Consider the following 26,038-nt stretch of genomic DNA (forward strand, 5'->3'; position numbering starts at 1 on the left):
ATGTTCCGCTGAAACTCCCTTGAGCGATGCGGCTGAAACGTTACCGGCCGCCCCCCTGCCAGCGCAGAGCCAGGCCGAAGGTGGATGTCTGATATTGGTTGCAACGCCGATCGGCAACCTGGCCGATATCAGCGAACGCGCAATCGAGGCCCTTGGCACCGTGGATGCGATCCTCTGCGAGGACACGCGCGTTACGGCAAAACTCCTTCTTTCGCGCAATATTGCCACACCGACCCGAACACTGCACGACCATAACGAACAGGACCGCACTCCGTTCCTGATCGAAAAACTGCAGGAAGGTGCCCGCTATGCCGTCGTCTCTGACGCGGGTACGCCGCTGGTGTCCGATCCCGGCTACCGACTGGTCCGCGCCGCCATTGCGGCCGGAATACACGTCACGGCCATTCCCGGTCCGAACGCCGTCATCACGGCCCTGACTCTTTCGGGCCTGCCGCCCCTGCCCTTTATGTTTCTGGGCTTTCCGGCCCCACGCAGCGAAGCCCGCAAGAGCGGATTCTCCGCCCTGCGCGCCGCAGAGCAGGCGGGTCTCCACTCAACCCTGATCTGGTACGAAGCGCCGCACCGGCTGGTCGAGAGCCTTGAAGACCTGATTGACGTGTTCGGCCCTGAGCGCGAAGCGGCAGTCGGACGCGAGCTCACCAAGCGGTTCGAGGAAATGGTGCGCGGCACGCTTGCGGAGGTTTTGGAACATTTTCGCATGACGGCACCACGCGGCGAAATTACACTGCTGATCGGCCCATCCGACGAAGACGACAGTGGCGCGGCCGATCTGGACACGCATTTGCGCGAGGCTCTTGCCACCCATTCCGTCAAGGACGCGGCGGCTCTGGTGGCGGGCATCGTCAAGCTGCCCAAACGCACGGTCTATGCCCGCGCGCTGGAGCTTTCACGCGAACTGAAGCACTGAAAGTTCAGTCCGCTTTCGGCAGCACGAACAGCGATTGCGACACATCTCCGCCGAGATGCACATCGGACAGGGCAATCGTGGTCGTGCGCCCCTGCGCGTCCACGACGCTCCAGCCTTCCAATGCCAGAGGCGCATCGGAAAATACGAACGTCAGGCTGCCTTCACCGGCACTCTGCGTCCGGACAAGCTGAATCCGGATCTGCCCGTCCCGATGCTCGAATCCTGTTACAGTCACATCGCCTGAAAGCTTGAAATCAGGCCGTAGCAGCAGCCCCAGCGGGGTACGGTCCAGCGGAAGAGTCGTGACCTGATCGACGCTGCGGTCCTGAAACACCACGCGACCGTCATTGGCGACCAGCAGCAGCGGGCTCGGCTTGTCGTAATCAAAACGCATCCGACCCGGTCGGTCGAGCGTCGCCGTCCCGGTTGTCACGCTGCCATCCGCAGCCGTCTGGCGAAAATGCGCCTGAAGCGTCGTCACCTTTCCGAGCGTGTCTTCAATGCGGGACACCCAGCTCTGATCCGCGGGACGAAGTTGCACGGGAGCCGTCTGTGCAAAAGCACTGCAAGGCAGGGAGACAGGAAACAGCGCCGCCAGAGCAGCCGCGCGAAAAAAGGAACGATTCATCATGTCTCAGGAACTGCCAATCAGCACGCCGGTTGCAAAAACAAGAGCCCCGCCAAGGAAAACCTGCACCATGGCCGAGCCGAACGGCGTGTCCTGATACCGCCAGCGCACCCAGGAAATCAGCAGAAGCTCAATCGCTACCGCAACGAGCGCCACGCCGAAAGCCAGACGGAAATCCGGCACCAGAAACGGCAGCGTATGGCCGATGCCCCCGCCGAACGTCATGGCTCCGCAGATCAACCCGCGCAGAAGCGGTGCCCCCCGCCCGGACAGCTTGCCGTCATCGGCCAGCCCTTCCGCCAGTCCCATGGAAATCCCGGCCCCGAGAGACGCTGCAAGCCCGACCAGAAAAGCCGCATGGGGGCTGTGCGTTGCAAACGCTGCTGCAAAAACGGGCGCCAGCGTCGAGACGGAGCCGTCCATAAGCCCGACCAGACCCGGCTGGACGATCCGCAGCACGAAATCGCGGCGGCTGTGTTCGTCTTCGCGATCCCGGGAATTGTCATTCAGATGCGCGTCTTCAAGGCGTCGCGCTTCGCGCTGATGCCGGTCTTCTTCCGTCGCCAGATCGCCCAGCAGCTTGCGGATTTCGGCATCATTGGTCTGTCCGGCGGCCTGACGGTAAAACCTTGCCGCCTGTCGCTCCATGTCGGCAGCCTGCGCCCGGATCGCCTCAATTCCGCGATTCTGCATCTGCCAGGCCGATTTGCGGGACGGAAAGCCCTGCACATCCTGCCGCCGGACCAGCGGAATGTGATTGCCAAAACGCCGGACGAACAGGTCGATCAGTGCGCGGCGGTGATGGTTTTCCTCTTCCGCCATATCCTGGAAAATAGCGGCGCTGTCGGGATAGTCTTCCGTCAGCATCTGGCCGAAATCCGCGTAAATATGACCATCCTCTTCTTCGCTGGCGATCGCCAGTGCAAGGATTTCGCGTTCGGTCAGCTCGGAAAGTTTCGTCACGTAGGCAGCAGGTCCTGTCTCATAAAAATCAGATGGCGGCTTCGGTAAAGAGCGGCTTCACGCTCTGCCCCCAGGCACCATTATACAGATCCAGCCAGTGCTGCGCCTGATTCGGACCACCATCGGCAATCAGATGCAGCGGATCGAGATAGCTGGCCTCGTTCCGCACGCGCGCCCGCAGCCCCTGCTCCGCAAGCTGGACCACGCGCTTGGCCAACGGCTTCAGCCCACCCGGGAATGCAGCATCCAGTCCCAGACGCGGCACGTCGGCCCGAAGCTGCTGATAGGCGCTCCAGGGCTGTTCGCGCACCAGCTTTTCCGCAGCTTCCAGCGTTGCCGGATCGTATAGCAGGCCGACCCACAGGGCTGACTGCGCCACCATCATCTCAAGCTTTCCCGCGTCCGCACCGCGCATTTCAAGGAACTGCTTGAGGCGCACGTCGGGGAAAACCGTTGTCAGATGGTCTTCAAAATCGCCAACCGTCGGTGTCAGGCCCTTCAACGGCTCCTGAATGTCGCCAGCCAGCCAGCGACGGAACGAGCAGCCTGCCACGTCGAGGTTCTTTCCGTCGCGGGAGACGAAATACATCGGCACGTCCAGCGCCCAGTCCACATACTGCTCAAAGCCGAACCCGTCCTCGAAGAACACCGAAGGCTGCCCCGAACGCTGGTTGTCCGTATCGGTCCAGATCCGCGCGCGGTTGGACAGAAGCCCGTTGGCCTTGCCCTCAACGAACGGGGAGTTCGCAAACAGCGCGGTGGCCAGCGGCTGAAGCGCGAGCGATACGCGCATTTTGCGCGCCATATCGGCTTCGTCGCTGAAATCGAGATTGACCTGAACCGTGCAGGTCCGCGTCATCATGTCGAGGCCAAGCGTGCCGACTTTCGGCATATAGTTGCGCATGATCGCATAGCGGCTCTTGGGCATCCACGGCATCTCATCGCGCGACCAGAGCGGCTGAAAACCGAACGGCAGGAAACCCAGCCCCAGTTCCGCAGCAGGACCGCGGACCTGATCGTAATGCTCCTGCATCTCCGCTTCCGTTTCCTGAAGCGACACCACCGGCGCACCCGAAAGCTCGAACTGCCCGGCCGGTTCAAGCGAAATTGCCCGTCCAGCCTGTGCGTTCTGCCCTTTCAATCCGATCAGGTTTTCGCCGTCCATGATGGGGGCCCAATCCGGGCCCTGAAGCTTTTCCAACAAGGCTCCGATTCCGCGCGGCGCGTAAGGCGGCGGTGAGAGCGGCTCGCGTCCATCAGCATCCTGAGGAAGGATGAAACCGAATTTTTCATGTTCGGTCCCGATCTTCCATTCCGATTTCGGTTTGCAACCCCTTGCGATCGCCTCGACGAGCTGCGCCCGGCTTTCGATCGACGCAGCATTGGACGTTCCGGGATTGGACATGGCGTTTGGCCTCGGTCTGAATTCGTTGTTCGATAATGATTGAACTGTAGCAGGTCCGACGGTTCTGTCACCCTCAGGGCGTACCGCCGGCTCCCGCTGCCAGACGGGCCAGCCCCGCGCACACGGCCGTCTCCGCCCGCAGCACAAGCGGCCCCAAACTCAGCGCATGAACGGCACCATGCCGCCTGAGCATCTCCACTTCGGTTTCCGAAAAACCGCCCTCCGGCCCGATCAGCAGAGCGGCGGCCCGCACGTTCGCGTCTTCGCCGGGGCGACGCTCCAGCGCGGCAAACAGCGGGCGATCCTCCGGCCACTCCGCCAAAACCACACGCAGCGACTCTGGCGGCAGGATCTCTGGAACGTCCAGCCGTTCACACTGCTCTGCCGCTTCCGTCGCAATCACCGCCAGACGCTCCAGATTGAGCCGGTGCGTATTGGTCCGCTCCGTCACGACAGGGCGGAACCGTGTCACGCCAAGCTCCGTGCCCATGCGGATGACAAGTTCCGTCGCATCCCTCTTGAGCGGCGCAAACAGCAACTCCACGCCCTGCGTCGGCATGGGGTCCCGCTCGCGATGTTGGAGCAAGATGCTTCCACGATCCTTCTTCAGAGCCGCAATCTCGGCACTCCACTCCCCGTCACGCTCGTTGAACACCCGCACAAGGCTTCCCACGCCCTGACGCATGACATTGCCCAGATAATGCGCCTGTCCCGGTGGAAGCGGCACAGTCTGGCCTTCCACGAAAGCTGTTTCAGACGCAGGCACATAAAGACGGGGATCGGATCGGCTCATCCTTTTCCGATAGCGCGCCTGAGCCATTGACGGAAGCACGTCCACACAGCATCACATCTTCCCATGAGCCAGACCCGCGCCCATACCGACATTGATCTGAGCGGCCGTATTGCCCGCCTCCCCGAGCCGTGGCGTTCCTATGCGCTGCTCGCCCGTCTCGACCGCCCGGTTGGGACATGGCTTCTGCTCCTGCCTAGCGTGTGGGGCCTGTTCCTTGCCCCCGGTGCCTCTCTCCAGACGCGGTTGATCGACACGGCGCTGTTTGCGTTTGGCTCTCTGGTCATGCGCTCCGCCGGATGTGTCGTGAACGACATCTGGGACCGCGACATCGACGCAAAAGTCGCCCGGACCGCAGGCCGCCCCCTCGCCAGCGGGGTGCTATCCCTGAAACAGGGGCTGCTGCTTCTGGCGATGCTGCTCCTGATGGGGCTCGGCGTTCTGGTCTGCCTGCCACCTGTCTGCTGGGCGCTTGCCCCGCTCGCGCTCCTGCTCGTCGCGCTCTACCCGGCGGCCAAGCGAGTCACATGGTGGCCGCAGCTCGTCATGGGGTTCACTTTCGGATTCGGCGCCCCCATGGGATACGCCGCAGCAGCCGGGACGCTCGAGGGTAACGGGCTGCTGCTCTATGGCGCCGTCATCCTGTGGCAGCTCGGATTCGATACGATCTACGGCTTTCAGGACATGGATGACGATGCCCGCATCGGTGTGCGCTCCACCTCGCGCCTGATGGAGAAAAACGCCCGTTCCTTCATCGGCACCTGTTACAGCCTCATGATTCTGGCTCTGGCGCTCGTCGGTATCCATGCGCATCTGCACTGGATTTTCTGGCCGTTCCTCGCCATTGCAACAGCCATGCTGCTCCAGCAGGTCCGGGTGCTGAACCCGTATGATGCTCCGGCGTGTCTGAAGGAATTTCGCCGTAACGTGCCCATCGGGTTCGTGCTGGCCGCAGGCTTCGTCGCGGCAAGAGTATTGGGATGATCACCACCTTAGGCGATCCCGTCAGCTTTATCCGCGACAATACGCTCGTTGAGCAGGCCCCGCTGGTTCCCGAGATTTCCCTGTATCTGGCAACGGAGATCACCCCGATCTGGCAGGCCAGCGAGACCTATCTCGAACAGATTGGGATCGAACCGCCTTTCTGGGCCTTCGCATGGCCTGGAAGCCAGCTCATCGCCCGCTTCATCCTCGACAACCCGGAGCTTGTGCGCGGACGTCGCGTTCTGGATGTGGCCTGCGGATGTGGACTGGCGGCCATTGCCGCGACCCTGTCTGGCGCATCGGCTGTGCAGGCCAACGATATCGACTTCATGGCGCTGGAAGCCACGGTTCTCAATGCGGGGTTGAACCGCACGACCATTACTCCGCTTCCCGGTGATCTGATCGGAACGGTTCCGGACTGTGACCTGCTGGTCATCGGAGACGTCTGCTACAACGAATCCATGGCCTCACGCATTATTCCGTGGCTTCTGGAGTGTTCGAAAACCTGCGAAGTCTGGCTCTGCGATCCGGGTCGGCATTATGCGCCATCAATGCCGCTTGAAGTGCTGGTCCGGCAGTCCGTCTCCGTCACGCAGGAACTGGAAAGCGTGGAGCAACGCGCTACCACACTCTTCAGGCTGCGAGATACTTCCGTCCCAGACTGAGGATTGATCCCGTCAGCGCCACGGTCATGGCCGCCCCGAGGCAAATAAAGGCCGGATGGGGGAAGATCGTAAACAGTGCCGCCACGAGCAGCGCCCCCGTCGTCTGTCCTGCCAATCGTGCAACAGACAACATACCGCTTGCCCCGCCCTCCCGTCCGGGAGGGGCCGTCACCATGATGGCGCGGTTGTTGGGCGGCTGAAACAGTCCAAAGCCACATCCGGCAAAAAGCGTCCGCCAGGCGATATCCCAGTTGCCTGCATCCGTCGGCAGGAACCAGAGCAGGCAGAAACCGCTCGCAGTAATGAACAGTCCGATCGAAGAGAGCACTGAGGCCGGGAAACGGTCGGCCAGACGGCTGACTACAAAAGACATCGTTGCCACACCCACCGCCCATGGTGCGATCAGAAGACCGATCGTTCCCGCCCCGCGATGGAATGCCGTAGCCAGCGTGAAAGGCATCGCCACGATGTAAAGATTGGACGCCACGAAGCCCAGAAATCCAACCAGACACGCCAACAGAAACGGGCGGCGCGCCAAGAGATCGACCGGCACGATCGGTTCAAGTCGTTCACGTTGGTAATGCAACAACATCGCCCAGCACAACACACCTGCAGCCGTGACTGCGGCACCGGACACGAAATCGGCATGCATCAGCCCGTCCAGCCCGACACCGGTCAGGGCGAAAGACGCCACCGTGAGGAGCGAGCCGACCACGTCGGTTGGAATATCACTGCGTGGAGTCTGGGGAAGCGCCGCATGTGCCAGCGCCAGAGCGGCCAGAGCCAGTGGCAGATTAATCCAGAAAATCCAGGGCCACGTCGCAACAGACAGGATCAGAGACCCCAGAGTGGGTCCGAGCGCCACGCCGATACCGACGAACAATCCGTTCAGCGCAATCCCGCGCCCCAGTTCATTATGCGGATAGATGAAACGGACGAGCGCAATGTTCACGCTCATGATGCAGGCCCCGCCCACGCCCTGTAAGGCGCGCGCCAGCGTCAATTCCAGCAGATTTTGCGAAAGCGCACAGGCTACGGACGCGATCAGGAACAGGAAAATCCCGAACTGGCTTAGCCGTCCGAACCCCACGCGGGCACCCAGAGAGGCCAGCGGCAACAGACAGGACAGATTCGCAAGCTGATAGGCATTCACGACCCAGATGGCTCGCGACGATGACGCATGCAGATCCACCGCGATCAGCGGCAGAGCGACATTGGCGATCGCATAATCCAGAACCGACAGAAGAAGCGCCAGAAGAACAGCCGACATCGCCTTGACCCGCTGCGCCCCGTAGAGCCCGGCATGGCGTTTGGAGTCGTATTCTTCGTGTTGTTGCTCGTCTTCCGTCGTGGTCGTCATGGTATCAGCGCCCCAGATCACGCAGGCGCATGCCTGCAAAAAGGTTGGCCTCCAGCTTTTCGAGCGAGACGCCTTTCGTTTCGGGAACGAACAATACGGTCACAACGATGAAAAGACCATTGAAGAGGGCAAACATCAAGAACGTCACGGACGCCCCCATCATGGCCATGCCGAGCGGAAACACGTTGGAGATGGCCCAGTTTGCGGCCCAGTTCGTCACGGTCGAGCAGCCAATCCCGAAATCCCGTCCCCGCGTTGGCTGCACTTCAGAACACAGCGTCCAGACCAGTGGCCCTTCGCCAATGGCAAACCCGGCGACGAACAGAAGCACAAACCCGCAGAGCAGAAGCTGGGATTGAAAACTGTTCGCTCCGACAGCCAGCAATGTTCCAACGCCGGCCAGAGAAAAGGCAGCAATCGCACAACTGAGCATCAGCAGCGGCCGCCGCCCCCAGCGATCGACACAGGCAATCGCAACACCCGTCAATGCCATGTTCGTCAACCCAACAAGGGTTGTCGCCCAGATGGCGGCGTTTGTTCCGAAATGCGCGGCCTGAAACACGCGCGGCGCATAATACAGGAGCGCGTTGATGCCCGAGAGCTGCTGCATGATCTGAAGCAACATGCCCAGAAAGACCGTCCGCCGAAAATTGGGGTTGCTTTTGAAAAGCCCAATCCCCGCGTCGCTGCTTTTCTGGAGCCGCGACTGGATGTCGATCAGTTCCGCTTCCGCCACTTCCTCATCGGATCGCAGGCTCTGCAAAACCCGGCGTGCGTGCTCCGTTTCCCCCCGCATCATCAGCCAGCGCGGGCTGTGCGGCAGGATCAGAACAATCACAAGAAAGAAACTGGCCGGGACCGCCATGATACCCAGCATCCAACGCCAGTGCCCTCCCGAAGCCAGCAGGCTGTCCGAGACGAAAGCCAGAAAAATCCCGAGAGAGACCATGAGTTGGTAAAACGAAATCATGGCTCCGCGAACGGATTCAACCGTGATTTCGGAAATATAAAGCGGGGCTGCAAATGCCGCGACACCGACCGCAAGCCCCAGAAAAATCCGGCCTACGATCATGATCGTAGCGCCAGGAGCCAGAGCGCAAAGCAGCGTGCCAATCAGAAACAGGATTGCAGCGCCAAGCATCGCACCGGTGCGCCCGAACCGAACCGAAATCCGACCAGCAAACAGCGACCCAACCGCAGCCCCTGCCATCATAGAGGATACGATCCAGCCTTGCAGAACGTCGCCCGCATGAAAATCGGTTGCAATGAAAGGAAGGGCGCCCGCGACAACGCCGGTATCAAGACCGAACATCAGTCCCGCTAACGCTGCCAGAATACCAAGGGTTGTCGCCCGTGCGGTGCTGCGGGTCTGTCCTGTCGACAGACCTTCGCTGGAAGACGCAGCAATCCCAACCATACCCTTAGTCACCCCAAACATATCCCCTCATACCGGCGAGGGGAACAGAACCGAATGTTCCGAAATCGGAAACAGACGGTCCTGTATTTAATGATCAATCAGGGGTGTGGTCTATATCGAAACCAACAGAAAATCACTTTTCCGCGTAAGGATTTTTCGTTCCGCGCAATTGTACACGCACCGGAACGCCCGGCATGTGGAACGTTTCACGCAGGCCATTGACCAGATAACGCTTGTAGGAATCGGGAAGCTGTTCCGCACGCGTGCCAAACAGAAGGAATGTCGGAGGGCGTGCCTTGACCTGCGTCATATAACGCAATTTGAGGCGACGACCGTCCACCAGAGGCGGCTGATGGCGCTCCAGAGCATCTTCAAACCAGCGGTTCAGTTCACCGGTCGAGATGCGCGAGTTCCAGATCTCGTAAACCTCCCGCACCGCAGGAAGGAGACGATGCACACCCGCTCCCGTGAGTGCGGAGAACGTCACGACCGGAATGCCTCTGACCTGCGCAAGAGAAATTTCCAGACGGTCCAGAATCGTTTTTTTCGTCGCGTTCCGATCCTCGACTGCATCCCACTTGTTCAGCGCGATGACACAGGCGCGGCCTTCGCGCTCGATCAGACGACCAATCTGGAGATCCTGCTCATGCACGCCGAGCGTCGCATCGATCACCAGCACGACCACTTCCGCCATTTTCAGGGCTTCGATGGAGGCCGAAACGGACATCCGCTCCAGATGCTCCTCGACGCGGGCACGCTTGCGCATTCCGGCCGTATCGACGAGTCGGATCTCGCCCTGATCGTCATGAAGCGTGACTGCAATGGAATCGCGTGTCAGCCCGGCTTCAGGACCGGTAATCATCCGCTCTTCGCCAAGCAGACAATTCAGAAGCGTGGATTTTCCAGCATTGGGCCGTCCGATAATCGCCAGACGCAGCGGACCCGCCGGGCGTTCCTCTTCTTCACCCTCGGCATCAACCTTCGGCGCTTCCCGACGGCGCTGTTTTTCAGCCGGAGGCAGACGCTCGGCAATCTCACCCATCAGATCGGCAATGCCTTCGCCGTGCTCTGCTGACAGTGCCAGCGGGGTGCCAAGACCAAGGGAATAGGCTTCAAGTGCCGCATTCGTCCCGGCCTGCCCTTCCGCCTTGTTGGCGATCAGCAGGACAGGCCGGTTCTGACGACGCAGCCAGCTTGCAAAATGTGCGTCCGCAGGCGTGATGCCAGAGCGTGCATCAATGCAGAACAGTACCAGATCCGCCATCGCAACAGCGGATTCCGACGAAGCGCGCATCCGGCCGTACAGCGTATCGGGTGCTGCTTCTTCTAACCCGGCCGTATCGATCAGTCGCACACGGCGGCCACGCAGAAGGGCTTCGCCCTCCTTGCGGTCGCGCGTAACGCCCGGCATGTCGGAAACGATCGCCTGACGGCGGCCGACAAGCCGGTTGAACAGAGTGGATTTCCCGACATTCGGGCGCCCGGCAATAACAACAACGGGCAGGTTCTCAGAGGTCATTCGTTCAGCCATAGGCCCGCAGAACGGCATCCTGCGACAGAGCCAGCACATGACCGTCACAGACGATCGGCTGAACCTGACACGGGGCAACGGTCTTGCGGGTCAGTTCAAGTTTCCCGGTCACGGCGTTCACGACCGCCATGCCTTCTTTCGGAAAGGTGGAGAAGCAGACCAGCTTGCCATTCACCAGAAGCGGTCCCACCCAGGCGATGGCATCCTTTTCCACGTCTACCCGGACAAAGCGACGAAGCTGCGTGATCCAGCGGACATGCCCGGACAGACGATCCAGACAGGCGATCTGCTGATCCGTGGACAGCACATACATCCAGTCGCCACAGATCGCCAGAGGGCTCTGCCCGCTGACTTCACGTTCCCACAACCGTCGGCCCGAACGCATGTCGATCGCCACCAGCACGCGGGACATGGACACGGCATAGGCCGTGCCGTCCTTGATGACCGGCGCGCCCCGGATGCAGGAGAAATCCAGCATGGCGCCCATGCCGTTGGTGCCGCCCAGACTGTCGCTCCAGACCATCTCGCCTGAAGCCGCACGCAGAGCAACCAGATCGCCGCTGCCAAAGCCCGCGAGAATAACACCATCCACAAAGGCTGGAGCGGACTGGCCGAAAATGACCGTGTCGGACGCCGTTGCCTGATACGCCCAGACCTGATGGCCCGTATTCGCATTCAGCGCGATCAGACGCTCGTCAATGGTTCCGAAAACCATCAGGCCTTCTGCAATCGTGGGTGCGGAACGACCCGGCGTTCCCGTGCTTACGCGCCATTTTACCTTGCCTGTCAGCGCGTCGACCGCAAGAGCCTGCGCCACGCCGTCCACGATGTAGAGCGTGTCTCCGTCAAGCGCGAGGCCACCGCCGATATTGGTGGAACGGCTTGCCGAAGATGCAGGCTGACGTGTCCAGACAAGGCGGCGGCCCGGCCATGTCCAGGCTTTCACAACGCCCTGAGCGTCCGTCGTGTAGAGATGGCCGTTTCCAATCACCGGAGGAGACTGGATCGCGCCACGGTTGGTCGGCATGATGGCGATCATAGACAGGAAACTGGATGGATCGGTCGGCGCACCGATGGCCTGACTCCAGGCCAGATCCGGACCATTCCAGGCAGCATTCACCGCGACATGGGACGGACGACCGCCTTCCTGAAGCCATTCCCGAACCGGCTGCACCGGACCCAGATTGATCGGCGTATGATCGTCATGATCAACCGTCAGCCCGGCCCCGGTGGACAGCACATCGACACGATGCCCGGCCAGAGGTGGCTTCTTGTCGTCTTCAAACAGGCTGCATCCGCCGAGGACTGCGAGCGCACTGCCTGAGCAGGCCGTCCGAAGCAGAGCCCTGCGATTCACGGAAAGAGAAGAGCGGAAAAGAACAGGACGGCGCATCAACCGGCGTCTCCAAATGTCTCAAGCAGGGCCTGCGCACGCGCACGCACCCCTTCGGTCGCGTTTGCACTACTGACGATCTGCGTCAGGATACGCCGGGCCTCCTTCTGCTGGTCGGCCGTCGCGCCGGACCGCAGATCCAGCGCCACAAGACCTTCCTGAGCGAGAGGCGCCCATGCTCCACCACCCTGCGCCAGAGCTTCATAGCCCGAACGGACCGACTTCGGGTCAGCAGGAGACGCCGTCTGGGCATTCAGGGCCATGTAACGCGCCATGTCCCGCAGAGACGGTTCGGCCGCGGAATCATCCGCAACACTCTTCCAGGATTGAAGAGCGGCAGCGTTCTGATGTGCCTGAACCTGAAGGTCGGCCAGACGCAGCGCAGCATAGGAGCGCGCACCAGCAGGGCCGTGCTCCGCCAGATCCTGCAAGGTTGCGGTGGCTTTACTGAGAGCCGCAGCGTCCCGCTTCGGATCAGACAGAGCGGCCATGGCTGTGAAATAGCGTGCCGATGCTGCCTTTTGTGCGACATGGCGCGCATGGCTGTTCCAGCCCCACACACCACCCCCGATGGCACCAACGAGCACAACGACGCCAGCTACGGCACCAATCCGCCGTGCCATGGCCCGCAACCGCTGCGCCTGCATTTCTTCGTCAATCTGCGTGATGAAATCGTCTGCCACCTGGTCCCCTGCTGGATCGGTCTTCAAACTGTTTGCACGACCATACAGGTGCCGAACCGTCGCGGCAAACGCTTCACACGCCCGGACAGATATTCGCGTAGCGCGCAGTGCTGAAAAACCGGTTTTCGTCAGAAAATCCGACCGACATTCAGACTTCCTTAACGCGACCCAACGCATCCTGACGGCCATGAAAAAGCCCGCCCCGCTTCTGTTGTTTCCGCTGGTATTCTGCGCTCTTGACGCCTGCGCGCCGGACCGTATCGCGTCCGCCATTACCGGAAAGGACTGCAACACGGCCTATCTGTATGACAACGAAAGCTTCTGTGCCCGCCCGATCGGGCCACCTCCGCCACAACCTTACTGTACGACGAGTTTTGAAGGCACGACCTGCTGGGCGCGTCCTGACCTTATGCCCAATGTCGCCCGCCAGACCTATGAAGGCCCGACGACGCTGACACCGCTCCAGAATCAGGAACGCATGGGGCAGTAAGAATCGCAAACTGCCCCAACGGGGTTTCAGTGATGGCCGAGCTTGCGCTCCGCTACCGCCAGATTGGCGGAAAGCGTCTGGAATGACGCCGCAATATGAGACTGAACGGCGGCACTTCCCGCATGGACATGCGCGATCCGCGCACTGGCGTCCTGACTGATGGCCGTTTCTTCGCGGTTAGCCTGAGCCGCAACGCAGGTATTATAAACGCGGGCAGCCTTTTCATAGGCCGTCACACGGTCAACGCTTTCGTTATATTGCGCGACCGTCCCGGCCTTGACGGCTGGCGCCTGCGGCTCGACACCACATTTTGGAGCCGTCCATGCTGCCTCACCCGCCTGTGCCGTTCCGACACCAACAATTCCTGCGAAAACCAGTCCAAACAGCACCGCCTTACGGCTGGCGGCAACGCAACGTCTCATACAGCTCCCTTTCCTGATTGAAGCGTTGCGCGCCCTACGCTCAGATCAAGGCGCAAATTTGGCAGGCTGCCCCGTTGGCGCACCCGGAACCTCATTGTCCTGCATCACGACCGTTCCACGCACGATCGTCGCCATCGGCCAACCCGTGACACGCGTGCCATCGAACGGCGTCCAGCCCGCAGGCGTGACGATCCAGTCATTGGTGATTTCGCGCTCAGCCTTCATGTCCACAAGCGTGAAATCGGCATCGAATCCGACAGCCATACGCCCCTTCGTCTGTAACCCGTAAACCCGCGCCGGACCTGCGGCCATCAGATCCACCAGACGTGACAGCGACAGACGGCCCGCATTCACATGATCGAGCATGACCGGCACGATCGTCTGCGTCCCTGCCAGGCCAGCCGGGCATTTGGGCCAAGGAAGCTGCTTGGCCTCGAGCGGATGCGGTGCATGATCGGACGAGACCACGTCCACCCGCCCGTCCCGCACGGCTTTCCAGCTCGCTTCCCAGTGCGGCCGGTCCCGGAGTGGCGGGTTCATGACCGCCAGACCACCAAGCTTCTCATAACATTCCGGCGCGACCTGCGTGAGATGGTTCACCAGGACCTCGACCGTGGAAATATCGCGATATTCTGCCAGATATTCCAGTTCTTCCGCTGTCGAGACGTGCAGAATATGCGCCGGACGGTTGGTTTTGCGAGCCAGCGCCATGATGCGACGCGTGCCGAGGAACGCACATTCCACATCCCGCCACACGCTGTGTGTTTCGTAAGGCTGGCCTTCATGGAACATTGGCTTGCGCGCCTGAAGGCGGTATTCGTCCTCCGAATGATAAGCCACGCGGCGATGGCCAGAGCGCATGACCGCTTCAAGCCCCGCATCATCTTCGATCATGAGATTGCCGGTGGACGATCCTGCGAAAACCTTCACCGCACACACACCCGGCTGCTGCTCCAGCAGCGCCAGATCCGGCGTGTTCTCACGCGTGGCCCCCACATACATCCCGACATCCACATGAGCCGTCTTGCGGATATGATCGCGTTTCCAGTCGATCATCGTCACGTCGGTGATGCTCGGAGACGTATTGGGCATGTCGAAAACCGTTGCAATACCGCCCAGCGCCGCAGCGCGCGTTCCGGTTTCCAGTGTTTCAACTTCCGGCTTGCCCGGATCACGCAGATGAACATGCGCGTCGATCAGGCCGGGCAGAACATGCAGGCCACGCGCGTCAATCACCCGATCCGCCTCATCCGTCGAGGCAACGGACAGCGACGCGACCTTGCCGTTGCGAACTCCGATATCTGCTTCCGCTTCGCCCCAGGGAAAAACGCAGCGTCCACCGCGGATAATCAGATCGTAATGCATGTTCCGTCCTTAAAAATCAGTAAGCTATTCATAAAGCGCGCGAGAGAGTTTCAAACGTATCCCCATCCACGGGAACACCCTCGATATGATGGCGATGCCAGAGCGCATAAAACAGTAATGTCCAGGCCTGCCGCGCAACGCCGCGCTGGCTGGCGCGGGCGAAAAGACGCTCTACATCCTGCTGCGGCATCATGGCGCGGATACAGGGCTGACGCGCGACCAGCGGCCCCAGACGCGGAGCCTGTTTCTCGATCCATGCCCCTACAGGCACCGTAAATCCCTGCTTTGGCGCAAACGGCCGGGCCTGAGGCAGTGCGTCCTGAAGCCAGCGGCGCAAAAGCCATTTTCCGTAACCGTCACGCACTTTGAACGTCTCAGGTAAAGACCACACCGCTTTGGCCACCACCGGGTCCAGCAGCGGGGTACGTCCTTCCAAAGAATGGGCCATCAGACAGCGATCCAGCTTGAGCAGCAGATCGTTGGGCAGCCATTCCGCGATATCCAGCGCCTGCGCGCCTTCGAGCCCGGATGTTCCGAGCGCCACTTCCGTCATGGCGATCCCGTGTCGCCACTGCCGCCCCCGCTGCGGAAAATTTCGGCCGAAGGTCCCGGAGCGATACGGCGCACGGCCACCTTTCCACCAGGGTTTCATGACCCGCCGATAGCGACCATAGCCCGCAAAAAGCTCGTCCCCGCCTTCACCGCTGAGAATAACGGTGACGTCCTTTTGCGCCTCACGTGCCAGAAACCATGTCGGGATGATGGCGTAATCCGCAGCCGGATCGTCCATACAGGCCACGATGGATGGCAGATCGCGCCAGACCATATCTTCCGTGACGGTCAGGACATGATGCTCCGCACCGACAGACGCCGCCAAAGCGGCGGCATCGGCGGACTCATCTGCCGATCCGGCATCAAAACGCGCGGTCCATGTTTTGGGGTGCGGCAGTCCAAGCCGATGGGCCGCCGCCAGAATGACCGAACTGTCGATCCCGCCCGACAGGAACAGCCCAAGCGGTACATCCGCCCGCAAATGGGCTGCCACGCTGTCGAGAATCGCCGTGTCCAGCCGTGCCAGTGCGTCCGTATCCGTCAGGCCGGCCGGAACCGTATCCCGTGCCTCGTGCAGAACGTGACGGCGGCGTGACTCCACGATTCGCCCGTCCACGATCCTAAGCGTCTCACCCGGAAGAAGACGCCGGATGCCCTCGAAAATGGTGTCTTGGCCTGTTGTGAACTGAAGCTGCATCAGTTCATCGCGCGCGCCTTCGCGAACGGCGCGTCGCCCAAATCCGCCCGCCAGCAATGCCTGCGCTTCGGATGCGAAGGCGATACCCCCTTCGTAAGCCGCAATATAGAGTGGCTTGATCCCGAACGGATCGCGCGAGAGCACCATTTCATGACGCCCATGCTCGTTCTCCACGATCGCAATGGCGTACATGCCCCGCAATGCATGGGTATAACCTGCACCATCCTGCAACCATAGATGCAATGGAGGCTCGCAGTCGCTGTGTGTCTGAAAGCAGGTTGTGGGGAACCGTTTGCGGAGGACCGGATCGTTATAGATTTCACCATTCGCGATCAGGGCTGCTGCGCCAAGCTTAAAGGGCTGCGCACCGCCTGCGATATCGACGATGGACAGCCGGCGGTGACGCAGGGCGGCCCCCGCCAGATCCAGCCGCCCTTCCCCATCCGGTCCACGGTGAAAAATCGCCTGTGACATGCGCTCCAGCGCCGCGTGGTCCGGGCGATGCCCCGGCAGACAGGACAGGCCTGCGATGCCACACATCAGGCCCGCACCCCGTCCAGAAACGCGGACCATCTCGTCATGACCACGTTCTGCGAAAACTCCCGCTCAAACCGCGCCCGCCCGTTCAGGGAAAGCTGCTGCGCCAGAGCAGGGCTGTCCAGAACACTACCGATCTGCGCCGCAAGATCCTTCTCGTCCTCGACTGCCGCCAGAAGCCCGTCTTCCGTGCCTTCAAGGATTTCCTGCGGGCCCTGAATACGGCTTGCCACGACCGGAACCCCGGCGGAGAGGGCCTCGATGACAACATTGCCCAGCGGCTCGATCCGGGACGGGCAGACCAGAACATTACAGGCCCGCAGCCATGGGCCGCTTTGCCCGATCCAGCCGGGAAGATGCACACGATCCGCAACCCCTTCCGCTTTCGTCAGCGCCTCAAGCGCGCCACGCTCTGGTCCTTCACCCGCAATCACGAGATGAGCGCCGGGTACATGCTTCATGCTCCGGATCAAGACATCGAAAGCCTTGTTTTCATGCAGACGGCCCAGAGCGAGCACAAACGGCACACCGGGCGGCAGAAAACCGGGACGCTGCGGAGCTACGTCTGAAAAATCCGTCGCAAAATTCGGCAGATGATGCACGCGATCGGCGGCCCAGCCCTGCGTTTTCATCCAGTCCGCCAGCCCCCGCGTATTGCCGATCAGATGATCGCAGCGACGATAGTTCGACAGGTCATAATATCCACCCAGACGCCCGGCCATCTGCCATGGCCCTGACGGCACCAGACGCGCCGCCCGACTCATCCACGCCACAACGACATCCGGCCGGAACGCATTCAGACTACGCCGCAAGCCGGGCCGGGTCCGCAGGTCCAGCAGACCGCCGAACCGATACGTCCGGGTGTCGACTCCTGCTTCCTCAAGCCGTGCGAGCCGACCAGCATCGTGTCGGATTAACGCCTGAACGGGACGGCCATCCCGCATCTGGGCCATCGTCAGGCGCTCGAAGAAAAGCTCTGCGCCCCCTCGGGGAGCCCCCGCCATCACATGGGCCACGCGGCCCCGGTATTCGTTGGACGATGCAGACATCATCCTTCCTCTATCGGCCATGACCGACAGGGCATCAAGTCAGTCTGTTCCAAGGTCCGGAACAAACACGCTTTTTTCATTCAGGATTTCCGTCGCAGCTTTCAGAACCTGCGCCACATCCAATCCGGCCATAGGAGCATGACCTTCCGGCCCTGGGGCTTCCACAAAACGCGCAAGACGACCGGCGGGCGCATATTCCGACGCCCGGGACGGCCCAAACAGACCCAGCGTCGGCGTCCCCGTAGCGGCGGCGAGATGCATCAAGCCGGAATCATTACCTACAAACAGCGCGCAACGCTGAAGACGTGCCGCCACATCACCCAGCGCATGGTTCCCGCCCAGATCCAGCGCATCGGGAAGTCCCTTTAGCACAGGCTCCGCCCGCGCACGCTCGTCCTCACCGGGTCCATAAAACACGACGGGACGTAGATTTTCCGACCTTAGTGCCTGCGCCAGCGCCACGAAGCGCTCGGGCGGCCAGATTTTGCCATCCCAGTTCGCCGTCGGCCCCAATGCCAGCCAGCGCCCTTCAGGCAATGCCGCAACCGCATTCGCCTGTTGCGCCTCGGAAGTCCAGACACGCGGCATGGGCGTGCGGCGATATCCGAGCGCTTCTCCAAGCTGTTCGACCCTTCGCCCCGGACGGCGCCCACCTCGCACGATGACCCGACGCCGCGCCCACAACGTCAGCCCGAGCAGCGATCCGCGAAGATCCACGACCATGAACCATCGTGTTCGGAAACAGGCCCGCCACAGATCAATCCAATGCCGGTCATGAGGGCGCTTTTCCATGGTAATGATGCGCTCACATCGCGGGTCCGCTTCGAAAAGCCCCGCCGCTACAGGACCACAAACCACTGTGAACATCGCCGCCGGATAGCGCTTCTGCAGGGCATCCAGAACGCCCGTGGAAATCACCGCATCGCCCAGACGGTTGGACGTGATGAACAAAATCCGCATCATTCGCGATGCCACACCGCGTCCTTGATGGTGCTGACGAATGCCTCATGCACCTGAAGCTCTTCCGCGGTCGGCGGGGCCATTTTCCGTGGCGGACGACTGGCGAGCGCATTGATCCCGTCCGTCATGCTGCGACTGCGGGACGGACCCGCCAGACCTAAGCCACGCTGCCGGCCGCCCATCAGTTCGACATACACTTCCGCCAGAAGTTTACAGTCCAGCAGTGCGTTATGTGTGCCGCGCTGCGACAGATCGATGCCGAAACGTCGGCACAGTGCATCCAGGCTTGCCGGAAGGCCCGGATATTTCTTCCGCGCCATTTCCACAGTGTCGATGGCCCGGCTCGCATAATCGAGCGGCTCACGTCCACAAGCTTTCAGCTCGGCATTGACGAACTTGAAATCGAAGCGGGCATTATGCGCGATCATCGGACTGTCTGCGATGAACTCCAGAAAACCGTCCGCAACTTCGGCGAATTTCGGCTTCCCCTCCAGATCCTCGATCCGAAACCCGTGCACCTTGGTCGCTTCGGGCGGGATATCGCGCTCGGGATGGATCAGCACATGATACGCCTCACCCGTCGGCAGGTCGTCGATCAGTTCGAGAGCCGCGATCTCGATGATGCGGTCGCCCATATCCGGGTCAAATCCCGTGGTTTCCGTATCGAACAGGATGGATCGTTTCATGACGCCTCACGCAGCCGGTGCAACAGGGCATGGACCTGCCGGGCGGCGTGTCCACGGGACAGGCCGGTTCGTATCACGATGTCGGCCCGGCGTCTGCGTTCATGGTCACTCATCTGACGGGCCAGCAATCCTTTGGCATCTGTCACGCTCATACGCCCCCCACTGCGTCCGCGCTGTCGGATACGCGAAAGCCGTGTACTCATCGGGGCCTCAGCAACCACGACCAGATCACAGCGTCGGTCTTCCCCGATTTCCATGAGCAGCGGAATATCCAGCACGCAGAACGGCTCTTTCCGCGCCCGACACTGCTTCAGAAAACGCGCCCGTTCGGCGCGCACCAACGGATGCATGATGGCTTCCAGACGTTTCAGCGCGTCAGGCTGCGTCCGTACAATCTCTCGCAACGCCCCTCGATCCAGACGTCCCTCAACCACCGTGCCCGGAAATATTTGTTCGATCAAAGGGAGTGCCTTTCCCCCTTCGCCCTGAAGCCTCCGAACACATGCATCGGCATCGAAAACCGGCACTCCGGCTCTGCGGAACAGTGTTGCAACAGTGCTTTTTCCGGCTGCCATCCCGCCCGTCAGGCCAATAATCCGCACGCCCTAGCGCAGGCTCGCCGCCAGAAGGTCGAACGTCGTCTGGTCGGCCTCAGGGTCAACACCGAACCACGCCCGAAACCCGGCCCGCGCCTGATGGACGAGCATTCCCAGACCATCCACCGTCCGCAGTCCGCGCGCCTGAGCTGCCAGCAGCAGAGGCGTCTCGCGCGGTGTGTAGACGATATCGGTTACGCAGAGCCCCGGTGCGGCCTCTCGCAGCGCGGAATCCCAGTCCATGCCGGGTTGGCCACCCATACCCATGGAGGTGGCATTCACCAGAAGCGAACACCCCGACAGCAGGGACGGCCAGTCGTACCACGCGACGGCCTCACCGCCACCAAGCGCTTCGACCAGAGCCTCGGCCCGCTCCAGCGTCCGGTTCGCAATCACAACTTCGCAGCCCCGGTCCAGCAGCGCTGCCGCCACAGCCCGCGCCGCACCACCCGCACCCAGAATCAGCGCGCGACCACCAATCGCGACATCATGTGCGCTCAGATTGTCGCAAAAGCCCGTTCCGTCCGTACAGTCACCGATGATCCGTCCCGCCACGAAACAGATCGTGTTTACGGCTCCCGCCCGTTTCGCGGTCGGCGTGAGTTCATCACAGGCGCGCATCGCGGCTTCCTTGTGCGGAATCGTGACATTAACGCCCTGAAAACCGGCCGCTGCCAGCCCGCGCAACGCCTGATCGAACCTTTCAGGCCGTGTTGGTAACGGCACATAGGCGCCATTCACCCCGTTCACCCGGCACCAGTGATTGTGCATCATCGGAGAGCGCGAGTGTTCGACGGGCCAGCCCATGACGCCCGCGAGTTTCGTATGCCCGTCAATCATGCCGCCAGCCTTTCCCAGACTTTCGGCAGCAAGTCGGCCAGACGCTCGGCCCATGCCCGCTGTCCAGCTTTTTCAAGGATCAGATCCTGCCGGATTTCGATTTCAAGATAAGGCAGGCCCGCCGCTTCCGCATGGCGCGGCACCGTGTAGTCGGACGTATCGGTCAGAACGTAAGGCTCGTTATCGCCCACGCACAACACACTGTCTTCGCGCAGCAGGTCCAGCGCGATCGACGCCATGCGGCTGTCCTGATTGTGCAGAATGCCGATCTGCCACGGGCGGTCTTTCCCGTTCATCTGCGGCGTAAAACTGTGCAGCGTAATCAGCGCCGTCGGACGCGAGCCGCGCTCGGCCAGAACTTCCGCGATGGTATCATGATACGGATGCAGGATTTCCCGCTCGCGTTTCGCCCGGCAACTCTCCTGCGCCGCCTGATTAACCGGAACCGGCGTGCCATCACTCACACCCGGCATGGATGTCGGATGGCCGGGCGCGCGGTTGCAGTCGATCACAAGCCTTGAATAGACCTGCTCGATCAACGCCGCGCCCAGCGTTTCATGCAGCACGCGCCCGACACCGACGATGCCGATATCCCAAGCGATGTGCCGGTCCCAGTCCTCGGTCTGCACCCCCATGTCTCCCAGCGCATCCGGCACCGCCCGCCCTGCGTGATCGCTCACGAACACGAACGGAGACGGTGTCTTTTCAGGAAAAAGAAGGAAGGGTGCCGGGTCATTGGCGCCAAGAAGGGGAGCAGACATCAGGACTTTACTCTTACTATCCAGCCAGAGCCTGCACAGTATGCCTCACAGCGTCCGCAGACCAGTCCATGTTCCCAATGGATTCCGCCACGACTTCGCCTTTCGCATTCAGGATCAGCGACCGGGGCACGCCATGTAGAGACATAACGTCCGGTGTCAGGCTCTTCAGATCATCCGGACGCACCTGCTGGATCGATTGGATCAGCGCCGCCTGATCGGCCGTTTCCATCATCACGGCTGAAAGCGGATCGACCAGGATCGGCAGGGCATCAATGCCGTGGCTGTCATAAAACGCCCTGACCTTGGGAATCGTGCTGCCACGCACCGCGACGGCGACGATCTGCGGCCCTTCGGCCCCCAGCGCCTTGGCCGTCGCATTCACCGAAGGCAGTTCGCGGATGCAGGGCGGGCACCATGTTGCCCAGAAATGCAGGATGAACGGTTTGCCATACCAGTGCGACAGCGGCACGTCCTGATCCTGCTCGTTCTTCACGCTCAGCGGCGGCAGCACTTTCGGCACAGCCAGCTTGCCGAAAGAGTTCGGTTCGAAGGCCAGTCCCTTGCCAGCTTCTTCCTTTGCCGCCGTTGCGGCAATGGCCCGCCCCGAAACCAGAAGGGCACCGGCTCCGCCTAAGAGATGACCCATGAGATGACGGCGCGTCAGGTGGGAAGTCATGTTGGAAATCCGTTCTTTCATTTCTACTTTATTGCGACTCAGATGATCGTGGCGGCAAGCACCTGATGAAGCACGCCAACGGCATCGGAACTTATCCAGTCCAGCGGACCGGCCGCCGTCGCGCGAATGCGCCCTGCATCATCAATCAGGAATGTTACAGGAATGGCAAGCGCCGCAGCCCGGTACCAGTCTTTCAGAGCCGTCCCGTCCACTGTCCATGCGGGCAAATCTGCGATGCCGTTTCGGTCCAGAAACGCACGAACATCGTCGGGCGATCCACTTGAAACCGCGACCGGAACAACAGGGCAATCTGTCCCCCATGCCCGCATGAACCCCGCCAGAGCAGGCAGTTCATGACGGCAGGGCAGACACCATGTCGCCCAGACATGCAGCAGGAAAGGCGTTCCCCGACGCGAGACAAGTGACGAATGCGCGCCTTCAGGGCCGGACAGCGAAAGGGTAACGGGTTCCGACACGGCCCGCCCCGGCATCAGCTGCTCAATCGGCATCCCACGGCGCACAACCGTCCCGGCCAGTTTCGAAGCCCCGACCCCGACCAGAACCGCAAGACCTGCCGTTCCAAAAACAACGTTCCGCCGACTGACCAGCTCTGCCTTCACGCGGGTTTGGACGCCTGAAGGCCCGACAGGACCTTTTCAAAAGAGGCCTGACTGTCCGGTGCGCTCCACGCCATTTCCCCTTCGACACTGGCGCGCAACCGTCCCTGCGAATCAACCACGCAGGTCATGGGGAGGCTTGGCTCGCCGGACGTGAACCATTGAGAAAACTCATGCTGGCCCAGCGTCCAGGGCGCGATGTGCGGCAGATTGCCCTGCGCCAGAAAGATCATCACTTTCGGCAGCGGACTCGCCACGGCGACTGGAATGACAGGAATGCTGGCTTCGGTTTTCTCGATGAACGCATTCAGTGCAGGAAGCTCGAGCCTGCACGGCGGGCACCATGTCGCCCAAAGATGCAGAATAAAGGGCCGCCCCCTCAACGAGGAGAGTGCCAACATCGTGCCATCCGGTCCCTTAAGCTGGAAATTCACGGGCTCCAACTTAGGCGCGCCGGGCGCGAGCGAGGGCAGCACTGGCTGTGCTCCATCCCCCGCGCGGGCGGAATTCCCCAGCCCGCAATTGCAGAGGGAGGCTGCCGCAGCTAGGCTGGCAGCTCCTCCAAGAAGGGTTCGCCGGTCGATCTGCTTCCGAATCATCTGCTTACGGTTATCATGAAAAACGCTCCTGTCGACACACAATCAGATGCCGCCACGTCCTTTGAAGGCACTGCCGCCAATCCGCAATGGGGTGGCCGCTTTGCCTCAGGCCCTGCCGCCATCATGGGTGAGATCAACGCCTCTATCGGATTTGACAAGATCCTGTGGCGACAGGACATCCGCGGCTCCCTCGCCCATGCCGCCATGCTTCAGAAAGTCGGCCTGCTGACCGAGACGGAACTTGCCGAAATCCGTCAGGGCCTTGGCGACATCGCGCAGGAAATCGGCGAAGGGCGCTTCGAGTTCTCCCCGGCCCTCGAAGACATCCACATGAACATCGAGGCACGTCTGTCCGAGCGGATTGGCGAGGCCGGCAAACGCCTGCACACGGCCCGCTCGCGCAACGATCAGGTCGCCACCGATTTTCGCCTCTGGGTCCGCGATGCCATCGACGGCCTTCAGGACCAGACCGCCGCCCTGATGCGGTCCCTCGCCAAGCGCGCGCTGGAACATGCCGCAACGCCGATGCCCGGCTTCACCCATCTTCAGGTCGCACAACCGGTCACGTTCGGACATCATCTTCTGGCCTATGTCGAGATGCTGTCGCGCGATCGCGGCCGTCTGCGTGACGCCCGCGCCCGTCTGAACGAATGCCCGCTCGGCTCGGCCGCTCTTGCTGGAACGTCCTTCCCGATCGACCGTCGCATGACGGCTGCGGCGCTGGATTTCGACCGCCCGACCGCCAATTCGCTCGATGCGGTTTCGGACCGTGACTTCGCGCTCGAATTCCTGTCCGCCCTGTCGCTTCAGGCCATGCATCTGTCGCGTCTTGCCGAGGAAATCGTGATGTGGGCCTCCGCGCCCTTCGGTTTCGTCACGCTGTCCGATGCCTTCACGACCGGCTCGTCCATCATGCCGCAAAAGCGCAACCCGGACGCCGCCGAACTGGTTCGCGCCAAGATCGGCCGGATCATGGGCGATTTCGTGGGTCTGCTGACGGTCATGAAAGGTCTGCCGCTCGCCTATGCCAAGGACACGCAGGAAGACAAGGAACCCGTCTTCGACGCCACCGAGGCCATGACGCTTTCCCTCGCCGCCATGGACGGCATGATCCGGGACCTAAAGGCCAACGCTCCCCGGATGCGCGAAGTCGCGGGCATGGGCTTCTCCACCGCGACCGACCTCGCCGACTGGCTGGTCCGCGAGTTGCGCGTTCCCTTCCGCACCGCCCATCACGTCACAGGTCGGCTCGTCGGCATGGCGGAACAGAAAGGCTGCGATCTGGCGGATCTGTCGCTTGGCGAAATGCAGTCCGTCGAGCCCCAGATCAACGCGGGCGTTTTCGATGTCCTGACCGTTGAGGCCTCTCTGGCGTCCCGCACCAGCGAAGGCGGCACCGCACCGGCCAATGTGACGCATCAGGCCAAAGCGTGGCTCGCAAAACTCGGAGAATCCGCATGAAAACCCTGCTGCTCGTCAGCATGGCGGTTATGGCTCTCAGCCTGACCGCCTGCGGCAAGAAAGGCGCGCCACACGCCCCCGGCCCCGCGCAGGACATCACCTATCCGGGGACCTACCCGCCGGAATAAAGCTCTCTTTCAAAGCCTGCCGCACCAGTGGATGCTCCAGAACCTGTCGGGCCGTCCACCCTTTCTGCCGCAGAACCCGCACGCCTTCAGCCCCATCCCGTTTGGACAGTTTCTGCCCATCCGCATCCATGATGAGGGCATGATGGGCATAGACCGGTTCCGGCCAGCCCATCAGGTCCTGTAACACCCGCTGCACTGACGTCGCCTCGTACAAATCCCGCCCGCGCGTGACTGTGGTCACGCCTTGCAGCGCATCGTCATGCGTGACGCACAGATGATACGAAACACCCGTATCCCGCCGCGCCAACACAATATCGCCGAACGTCCCGGCCTGCCCTGCGATCCGCCCATGCCCTAACTCCTGCCAGCCAGGCACTTCCTGCAACACATCAATCGCCCGCCCCATATCGAGCCGCCAGACCGGCTCCCGACCTGCATGAACTGCGCCATGCCGACAGGTTCCCGGATACACGACGCTCCCGTCCGGCGCGGTCTGCGTCGCGGCGTCGGCGATCTCCCGCCGCGTGCAGAAACACGGATAGAGCAGCCCCCGCTTCCGCAGAGTTTCCAGTACGGCGTGATATTCAGACAAATGTCTGGACTGCTGCCGAACCGGCGCGTCTGACGACAATTCAAGCCAGTCCAGATCCTCCCGCAGCGCCGCTGTCAGCTCCGGCGTACAGCGCGTCGTATCAATATCCTCGATACGGATCAGGAACCTTCCGCTCTCACCCGCCATGATCCGCGAATAGAGCCCTGACACCACATGTCCCAGATGCAGAAACCCCGTAGGACTCGGCGCAAATCGTGTTGTGGCGGGAAGCGTCATGAATGTGTGACCAGCGTTTGCTTGCG

The 26,038-nt window shown here is 61.6% G+C and carries 28 protein-coding genes; 6 read left to right on the forward strand and 22 right to left on the reverse strand.

What is annotated here, in order from left to right; translation table 11 throughout:
• Positions 1–94: 94 nt before the first annotated feature.
• Positions 95–928: a 16S rRNA (cytidine(1402)-2'-O)-methyltransferase gene (gene rsmI, locus JK213_RS00730; RefSeq protein WP_099285535.1), complete on the forward strand. Its 834-nt coding sequence runs from the start codon at positions 95–97 to the stop codon at positions 926–928.
• A 4-nt stretch (positions 929–932) separates the two neighbouring features.
• Here the strand turns inward: rsmI and JK213_RS00735 are convergent, their stop codons facing one another.
• From JK213_RS00735 to JK213_RS00750, 4 genes are all read right to left on the reverse strand, one after another.
• A complete protein-coding gene (locus JK213_RS00735) occupies positions 933–1,559 on the reverse strand; it encodes an outer membrane lipoprotein carrier protein LolA (RefSeq protein ID WP_194261452.1) in 627 nt (208 codons plus the stop codon).
• 3 nt (positions 1,560–1,562) lie between these two features.
• The gene (mbfA, locus tag JK213_RS00740; RefSeq protein WP_211571254.1) at positions 1,563–2,519 is read right to left on the reverse strand and encodes an iron exporter MbfA; all 957 of its coding nucleotides are present in this window, start codon (positions 2,517–2,519) and stop codon (positions 1,563–1,565) included.
• Between the two features lie 28 nt (positions 2,520–2,547).
• Entirely contained in the window at positions 2,548–3,924 is a 1,377-nt protein-coding gene (locus JK213_RS00745; RefSeq protein ID WP_211571255.1) for a glutamate--cysteine ligase, read from the reverse strand.
• A 73-nt stretch (positions 3,925–3,997) separates the two neighbouring features.
• Positions 3,998–4,744, reverse strand: a complete 747-nt coding sequence (locus JK213_RS00750; RefSeq protein WP_194261454.1) for a 16S rRNA (uracil(1498)-N(3))-methyltransferase — start codon at positions 4,742–4,744, stop codon at positions 3,998–4,000.
• A gap of 36 nt (positions 4,745–4,780) precedes the next feature.
• On the opposite strand from JK213_RS00750, the gene ubiA reads away from it, so the two are divergent.
• Together ubiA and JK213_RS00760 are read left to right on the forward strand one after the other, a co-directional pair.
• Positions 4,781–5,698 carry a 4-hydroxybenzoate octaprenyltransferase gene (gene ubiA, locus JK213_RS00755; RefSeq protein ID WP_194261455.1) on the forward strand — a complete coding sequence of 306 codons (918 nt, stop codon included), beginning with the start codon at positions 4,781–4,783 and terminating at the stop codon, positions 5,696–5,698.
• On the forward strand, positions 5,695–6,363 hold the full coding sequence (locus JK213_RS00760) for a methyltransferase (RefSeq protein WP_194261456.1): 669 nt from the start codon (positions 5,695–5,697) through the stop codon (positions 6,361–6,363). The genes ubiA and JK213_RS00760 overlap by 4 nt, the downstream gene beginning before the upstream one ends.
• Here JK213_RS00760 and JK213_RS00765 read toward each other — a convergent pair.
• The 5 genes from JK213_RS00765 to JK213_RS00785 form a co-directional block, all read right to left on the reverse strand.
• Positions 6,332–7,723, reverse strand: a complete 1,392-nt coding sequence (locus tag JK213_RS00765; protein WP_194261457.1) for an MFS transporter — start codon at positions 7,721–7,723, stop codon at positions 6,332–6,334. The two genes, JK213_RS00760 and JK213_RS00765, sit on opposite strands and share 32 nt — an antisense overlap.
• 4 nt (positions 7,724–7,727) lie before the next feature.
• Positions 7,728–9,140 (reverse strand): sugar porter family MFS transporter, encoded by a 1,413-nt coding sequence (locus JK213_RS00770; protein ID WP_194261652.1) that lies wholly within the window; start codon positions 9,138–9,140, stop codon positions 7,728–7,730.
• A 133-nt stretch (positions 9,141–9,273) separates the two neighbouring features.
• The gene (der, locus tag JK213_RS00775; protein ID WP_194261458.1) at positions 9,274–10,659 is read right to left on the reverse strand and encodes a ribosome biogenesis GTPase Der; all 1,386 of its coding nucleotides are present in this window, start codon (positions 10,657–10,659) and stop codon (positions 9,274–9,276) included.
• 4 nt (positions 10,660–10,663) lie between these two features.
• On the reverse strand, positions 10,664–12,064 hold the full coding sequence (locus tag JK213_RS00780) for a PQQ-binding-like beta-propeller repeat protein (protein ID WP_194261459.1): 1,401 nt from the start codon (positions 12,062–12,064) through the stop codon (positions 10,664–10,666).
• Entirely contained in the window at positions 12,064–12,747 is a 684-nt protein-coding gene (locus JK213_RS00785) for a tetratricopeptide repeat protein (protein WP_322783019.1), read from the reverse strand. Before JK213_RS00785 ends, JK213_RS00780 begins: the two co-directional genes overlap by 1 nt.
• Before the next feature lie 187 nt (positions 12,748–12,934).
• Between JK213_RS00785 and JK213_RS00790 the strand changes: the two genes are divergently transcribed.
• Positions 12,935–13,237: a hypothetical protein gene (locus JK213_RS00790; RefSeq protein WP_194261460.1), complete on the forward strand. Its 303-nt coding sequence runs from the start codon at positions 12,935–12,937 to the stop codon at positions 13,235–13,237.
• Between the two features lie 26 nt (positions 13,238–13,263).
• On the opposite strand, the gene JK213_RS00795 is transcribed toward JK213_RS00790, so the two are convergent.
• Genes JK213_RS00795 through JK213_RS00850 form a run of 12 tightly spaced genes read right to left on the reverse strand, consistent with a single transcriptional unit; the run spans position 13,264 to position 23,594 of the window.
• Positions 13,264–13,659, reverse strand: a complete 396-nt coding sequence (locus JK213_RS00795) for a hypothetical protein (RefSeq protein WP_194261461.1) — start codon at positions 13,657–13,659, stop codon at positions 13,264–13,266.
• Positions 13,660–13,704: 45 nt separating this feature from the next.
• Positions 13,705–15,024, reverse strand: a complete 1,320-nt coding sequence (locus JK213_RS00800) for a dihydroorotase (RefSeq protein WP_194261462.1) — start codon at positions 15,022–15,024, stop codon at positions 13,705–13,707.
• A 28-nt stretch (positions 15,025–15,052) separates the two neighbouring features.
• Positions 15,053–16,813: an asparagine synthase (glutamine-hydrolyzing) gene (asnB, locus tag JK213_RS00805; RefSeq protein ID WP_194261654.1), complete on the reverse strand. Its 1,761-nt coding sequence runs from the start codon at positions 16,811–16,813 to the stop codon at positions 15,053–15,055.
• Entirely contained in the window at positions 16,813–17,862 is a 1,050-nt protein-coding gene (locus JK213_RS00810; RefSeq protein WP_194261463.1) for a glycosyltransferase, read from the reverse strand. The genes asnB and JK213_RS00810 overlap by 1 nt, the downstream gene beginning before the upstream one ends.
• Before the next feature lie 36 nt (positions 17,863–17,898).
• Complete coding sequence (locus JK213_RS00815; RefSeq protein ID WP_194261655.1) at positions 17,899–18,819, reverse strand: glycosyltransferase family 9 protein; 921 nt, start codon at positions 18,817–18,819, stop codon at positions 17,899–17,901.
• Positions 18,819–19,505: a DNA polymerase III subunit epsilon gene (gene dnaQ, locus JK213_RS00820; RefSeq protein WP_194261464.1), complete on the reverse strand. Its 687-nt coding sequence runs from the start codon at positions 19,503–19,505 to the stop codon at positions 18,819–18,821. The genes JK213_RS00815 and dnaQ overlap by 1 nt, the downstream gene beginning before the upstream one ends.
• A complete protein-coding gene (gene coaE / locus JK213_RS00825; protein WP_194261465.1) occupies positions 19,502–20,107 on the reverse strand; it encodes a dephospho-CoA kinase in 606 nt (201 codons plus the stop codon). The genes dnaQ and coaE overlap by 4 nt, the downstream gene beginning before the upstream one ends.
• Before the next feature lie 3 nt (positions 20,108–20,110).
• Positions 20,111–20,941 carry a shikimate dehydrogenase gene (locus tag JK213_RS00830; protein ID WP_194261656.1) on the reverse strand — a complete coding sequence of 277 codons (831 nt, stop codon included), beginning with the start codon at positions 20,939–20,941 and terminating at the stop codon, positions 20,111–20,113.
• Positions 20,938–21,702, reverse strand: a complete 765-nt coding sequence (locus JK213_RS00835; protein ID WP_194261466.1) for an N-formylglutamate amidohydrolase — start codon at positions 21,700–21,702, stop codon at positions 20,938–20,940. The genes JK213_RS00830 and JK213_RS00835 overlap by 4 nt, the downstream gene beginning before the upstream one ends.
• A gap of 16 nt (positions 21,703–21,718) precedes the next feature.
• Positions 21,719–22,378 carry a TlpA disulfide reductase family protein gene (locus JK213_RS00840; protein ID WP_228125340.1) on the reverse strand — a complete coding sequence of 220 codons (660 nt, stop codon included), beginning with the start codon at positions 22,376–22,378 and terminating at the stop codon, positions 21,719–21,721.
• Positions 22,379–22,416: 38 nt separating this feature from the next.
• Entirely contained in the window at positions 22,417–22,998 is a 582-nt protein-coding gene (locus JK213_RS00845) for a TlpA disulfide reductase family protein (protein WP_194261467.1), read from the reverse strand.
• Positions 22,995–23,594, reverse strand: a complete 600-nt coding sequence (locus JK213_RS00850; RefSeq protein WP_194261468.1) for a TlpA disulfide reductase family protein — start codon at positions 23,592–23,594, stop codon at positions 22,995–22,997. The genes JK213_RS00845 and JK213_RS00850 overlap by 4 nt, the downstream gene beginning before the upstream one ends.
• A 15-nt stretch (positions 23,595–23,609) precedes the next feature.
• Here JK213_RS00850 and argH point away from each other — a divergent pair, with 15 nt between their 5' ends.
• Positions 23,610–25,055: an argininosuccinate lyase gene (argH, locus tag JK213_RS00855; protein ID WP_194261469.1), complete on the forward strand. Its 1,446-nt coding sequence runs from the start codon at positions 23,610–23,612 to the stop codon at positions 25,053–25,055.
• Positions 25,052–25,183 carry a hypothetical protein gene (locus JK213_RS16035; protein WP_255308560.1) on the forward strand — a complete coding sequence of 44 codons (132 nt, stop codon included), beginning with the start codon at positions 25,052–25,054 and terminating at the stop codon, positions 25,181–25,183. Before argH ends, JK213_RS16035 begins: the two co-directional genes overlap by 4 nt.
• Here the strand turns inward: JK213_RS16035 and gluQRS are convergent.
• A complete protein-coding gene (gluQRS, locus tag JK213_RS00860) occupies positions 25,152–26,012 on the reverse strand; it encodes a tRNA glutamyl-Q(34) synthetase GluQRS (RefSeq protein WP_194261470.1) in 861 nt (286 codons plus the stop codon). The genes JK213_RS16035 and gluQRS overlap by 32 nt on opposite strands.
• Positions 26,013–26,038 lie beyond the last annotated feature (26 nt).

This window comes from Gluconobacter sp. Dm-44, assembly GCF_018256175.1.
Classification (GTDB): domain Bacteria; phylum Pseudomonadota; class Alphaproteobacteria; order Acetobacterales; family Acetobacteraceae; genus Gluconobacter; species Gluconobacter cadivus.

What these genes read in the sequence shown, in the direction of transcription:
- JK213_RS00735 (WP_194261452.1), bottom strand. Translation starts at nt 1,559, where the DNA reads ATGATGAATCGTTCCTTTTTTCGCGCGGCTGCTCTGGCGGCGCTGTTT.
- JK213_RS00745 (WP_211571255.1), bottom strand. Translation starts at nt 3,924, where the DNA reads ATGTCCAATCCCGGAACGTCCAATGCTGCGTCGATCGAAAGCCGGGCG.
- JK213_RS00750 (WP_194261454.1), bottom strand. Translation starts at nt 4,744, where the DNA reads ATGGCTCAGGCGCGCTATCGGAAAAGGATGAGCCGATCCGATCCCCGT.
- ubiA (WP_194261455.1), top strand. Translation starts at nt 4,781, where the DNA reads ATGAGCCAGACCCGCGCCCATACCGACATTGATCTGAGCGGCCGTATT.
- JK213_RS00760 (WP_194261456.1), top strand. Translation starts at nt 5,695, where the DNA reads ATGATCACCACCTTAGGCGATCCCGTCAGCTTTATCCGCGACAATACG.
- JK213_RS00765 (WP_194261457.1), bottom strand. Translation starts at nt 7,723, where the DNA reads ATGACGACCACGACGGAAGACGAGCAACAACACGAAGAATACGACTCC.
- JK213_RS00770 (WP_194261652.1), bottom strand. Translation starts at nt 9,140, where the DNA reads ATGGTTGGGATTGCTGCGTCTTCCAGCGAAGGTCTGTCGACAGGACAG.
- der (WP_194261458.1), bottom strand. Translation starts at nt 10,659, where the DNA reads ATGACCTCTGAGAACCTGCCCGTTGTTGTTATTGCCGGGCGCCCGAAT.
- JK213_RS00780 (WP_194261459.1), bottom strand. Translation starts at nt 12,064, where the DNA reads ATGCGCCGTCCTGTTCTTTTCCGCTCTTCTCTTTCCGTGAATCGCAGG.
- JK213_RS00790 (WP_194261460.1), top strand. Translation starts at nt 12,935, where the DNA reads ATGAAAAAGCCCGCCCCGCTTCTGTTGTTTCCGCTGGTATTCTGCGCT.
- JK213_RS00795 (WP_194261461.1), bottom strand. Translation starts at nt 13,659, where the DNA reads ATGAGACGTTGCGTTGCCGCCAGCCGTAAGGCGGTGCTGTTTGGACTG.
- JK213_RS00800 (WP_194261462.1), bottom strand. Translation starts at nt 15,024, where the DNA reads ATGCATTACGATCTGATTATCCGCGGTGGACGCTGCGTTTTTCCCTGG.
- asnB (WP_194261654.1), bottom strand. Translation starts at nt 16,813, where the DNA reads ATGTGTGGCATCGCAGGCCTGTCCTGTCTGCCGGGGCATCGCCCGGAC.
- JK213_RS00810 (WP_194261463.1), bottom strand. Translation starts at nt 17,862, where the DNA reads ATGATGTCTGCATCGTCCAACGAATACCGGGGCCGCGTGGCCCATGTG.
- JK213_RS00815 (WP_194261655.1), bottom strand. Translation starts at nt 18,819, where the DNA reads ATGCGGATTTTGTTCATCACGTCCAACCGTCTGGGCGATGCGGTGATT.
- dnaQ (WP_194261464.1), bottom strand. Translation starts at nt 19,505, where the DNA reads ATGAAACGATCCATCCTGTTCGATACGGAAACCACGGGATTTGACCCG.
- JK213_RS00830 (WP_194261656.1), bottom strand. Translation starts at nt 20,941, where the DNA reads ATGATTGACGGGCATACGAAACTCGCGGGCGTCATGGGCTGGCCCGTC.
- JK213_RS00835 (WP_194261466.1), bottom strand. Translation starts at nt 21,702, where the DNA reads ATGTCTGCTCCCCTTCTTGGCGCCAATGACCCGGCACCCTTCCTTCTT.
- JK213_RS00840 (WP_228125340.1), bottom strand. Translation starts at nt 22,378, where the DNA reads ATGACTTCCCACCTGACGCGCCGTCATCTCATGGGTCATCTCTTAGGC.
- JK213_RS00850 (WP_194261468.1), bottom strand. Translation starts at nt 23,594, where the DNA reads ATGATTCGGAAGCAGATCGACCGGCGAACCCTTCTTGGAGGAGCTGCC.
- argH (WP_194261469.1), top strand. Translation starts at nt 23,610, where the DNA reads ATGAAAAACGCTCCTGTCGACACACAATCAGATGCCGCCACGTCCTTT.
- JK213_RS16035 (WP_255308560.1), top strand. Translation starts at nt 25,052, where the DNA reads ATGAAAACCCTGCTGCTCGTCAGCATGGCGGTTATGGCTCTCAGCCTG.
- gluQRS (WP_194261470.1), bottom strand. Translation starts at nt 26,012, where the DNA reads ATGACGCTTCCCGCCACAACACGATTTGCGCCGAGTCCTACGGGGTTT.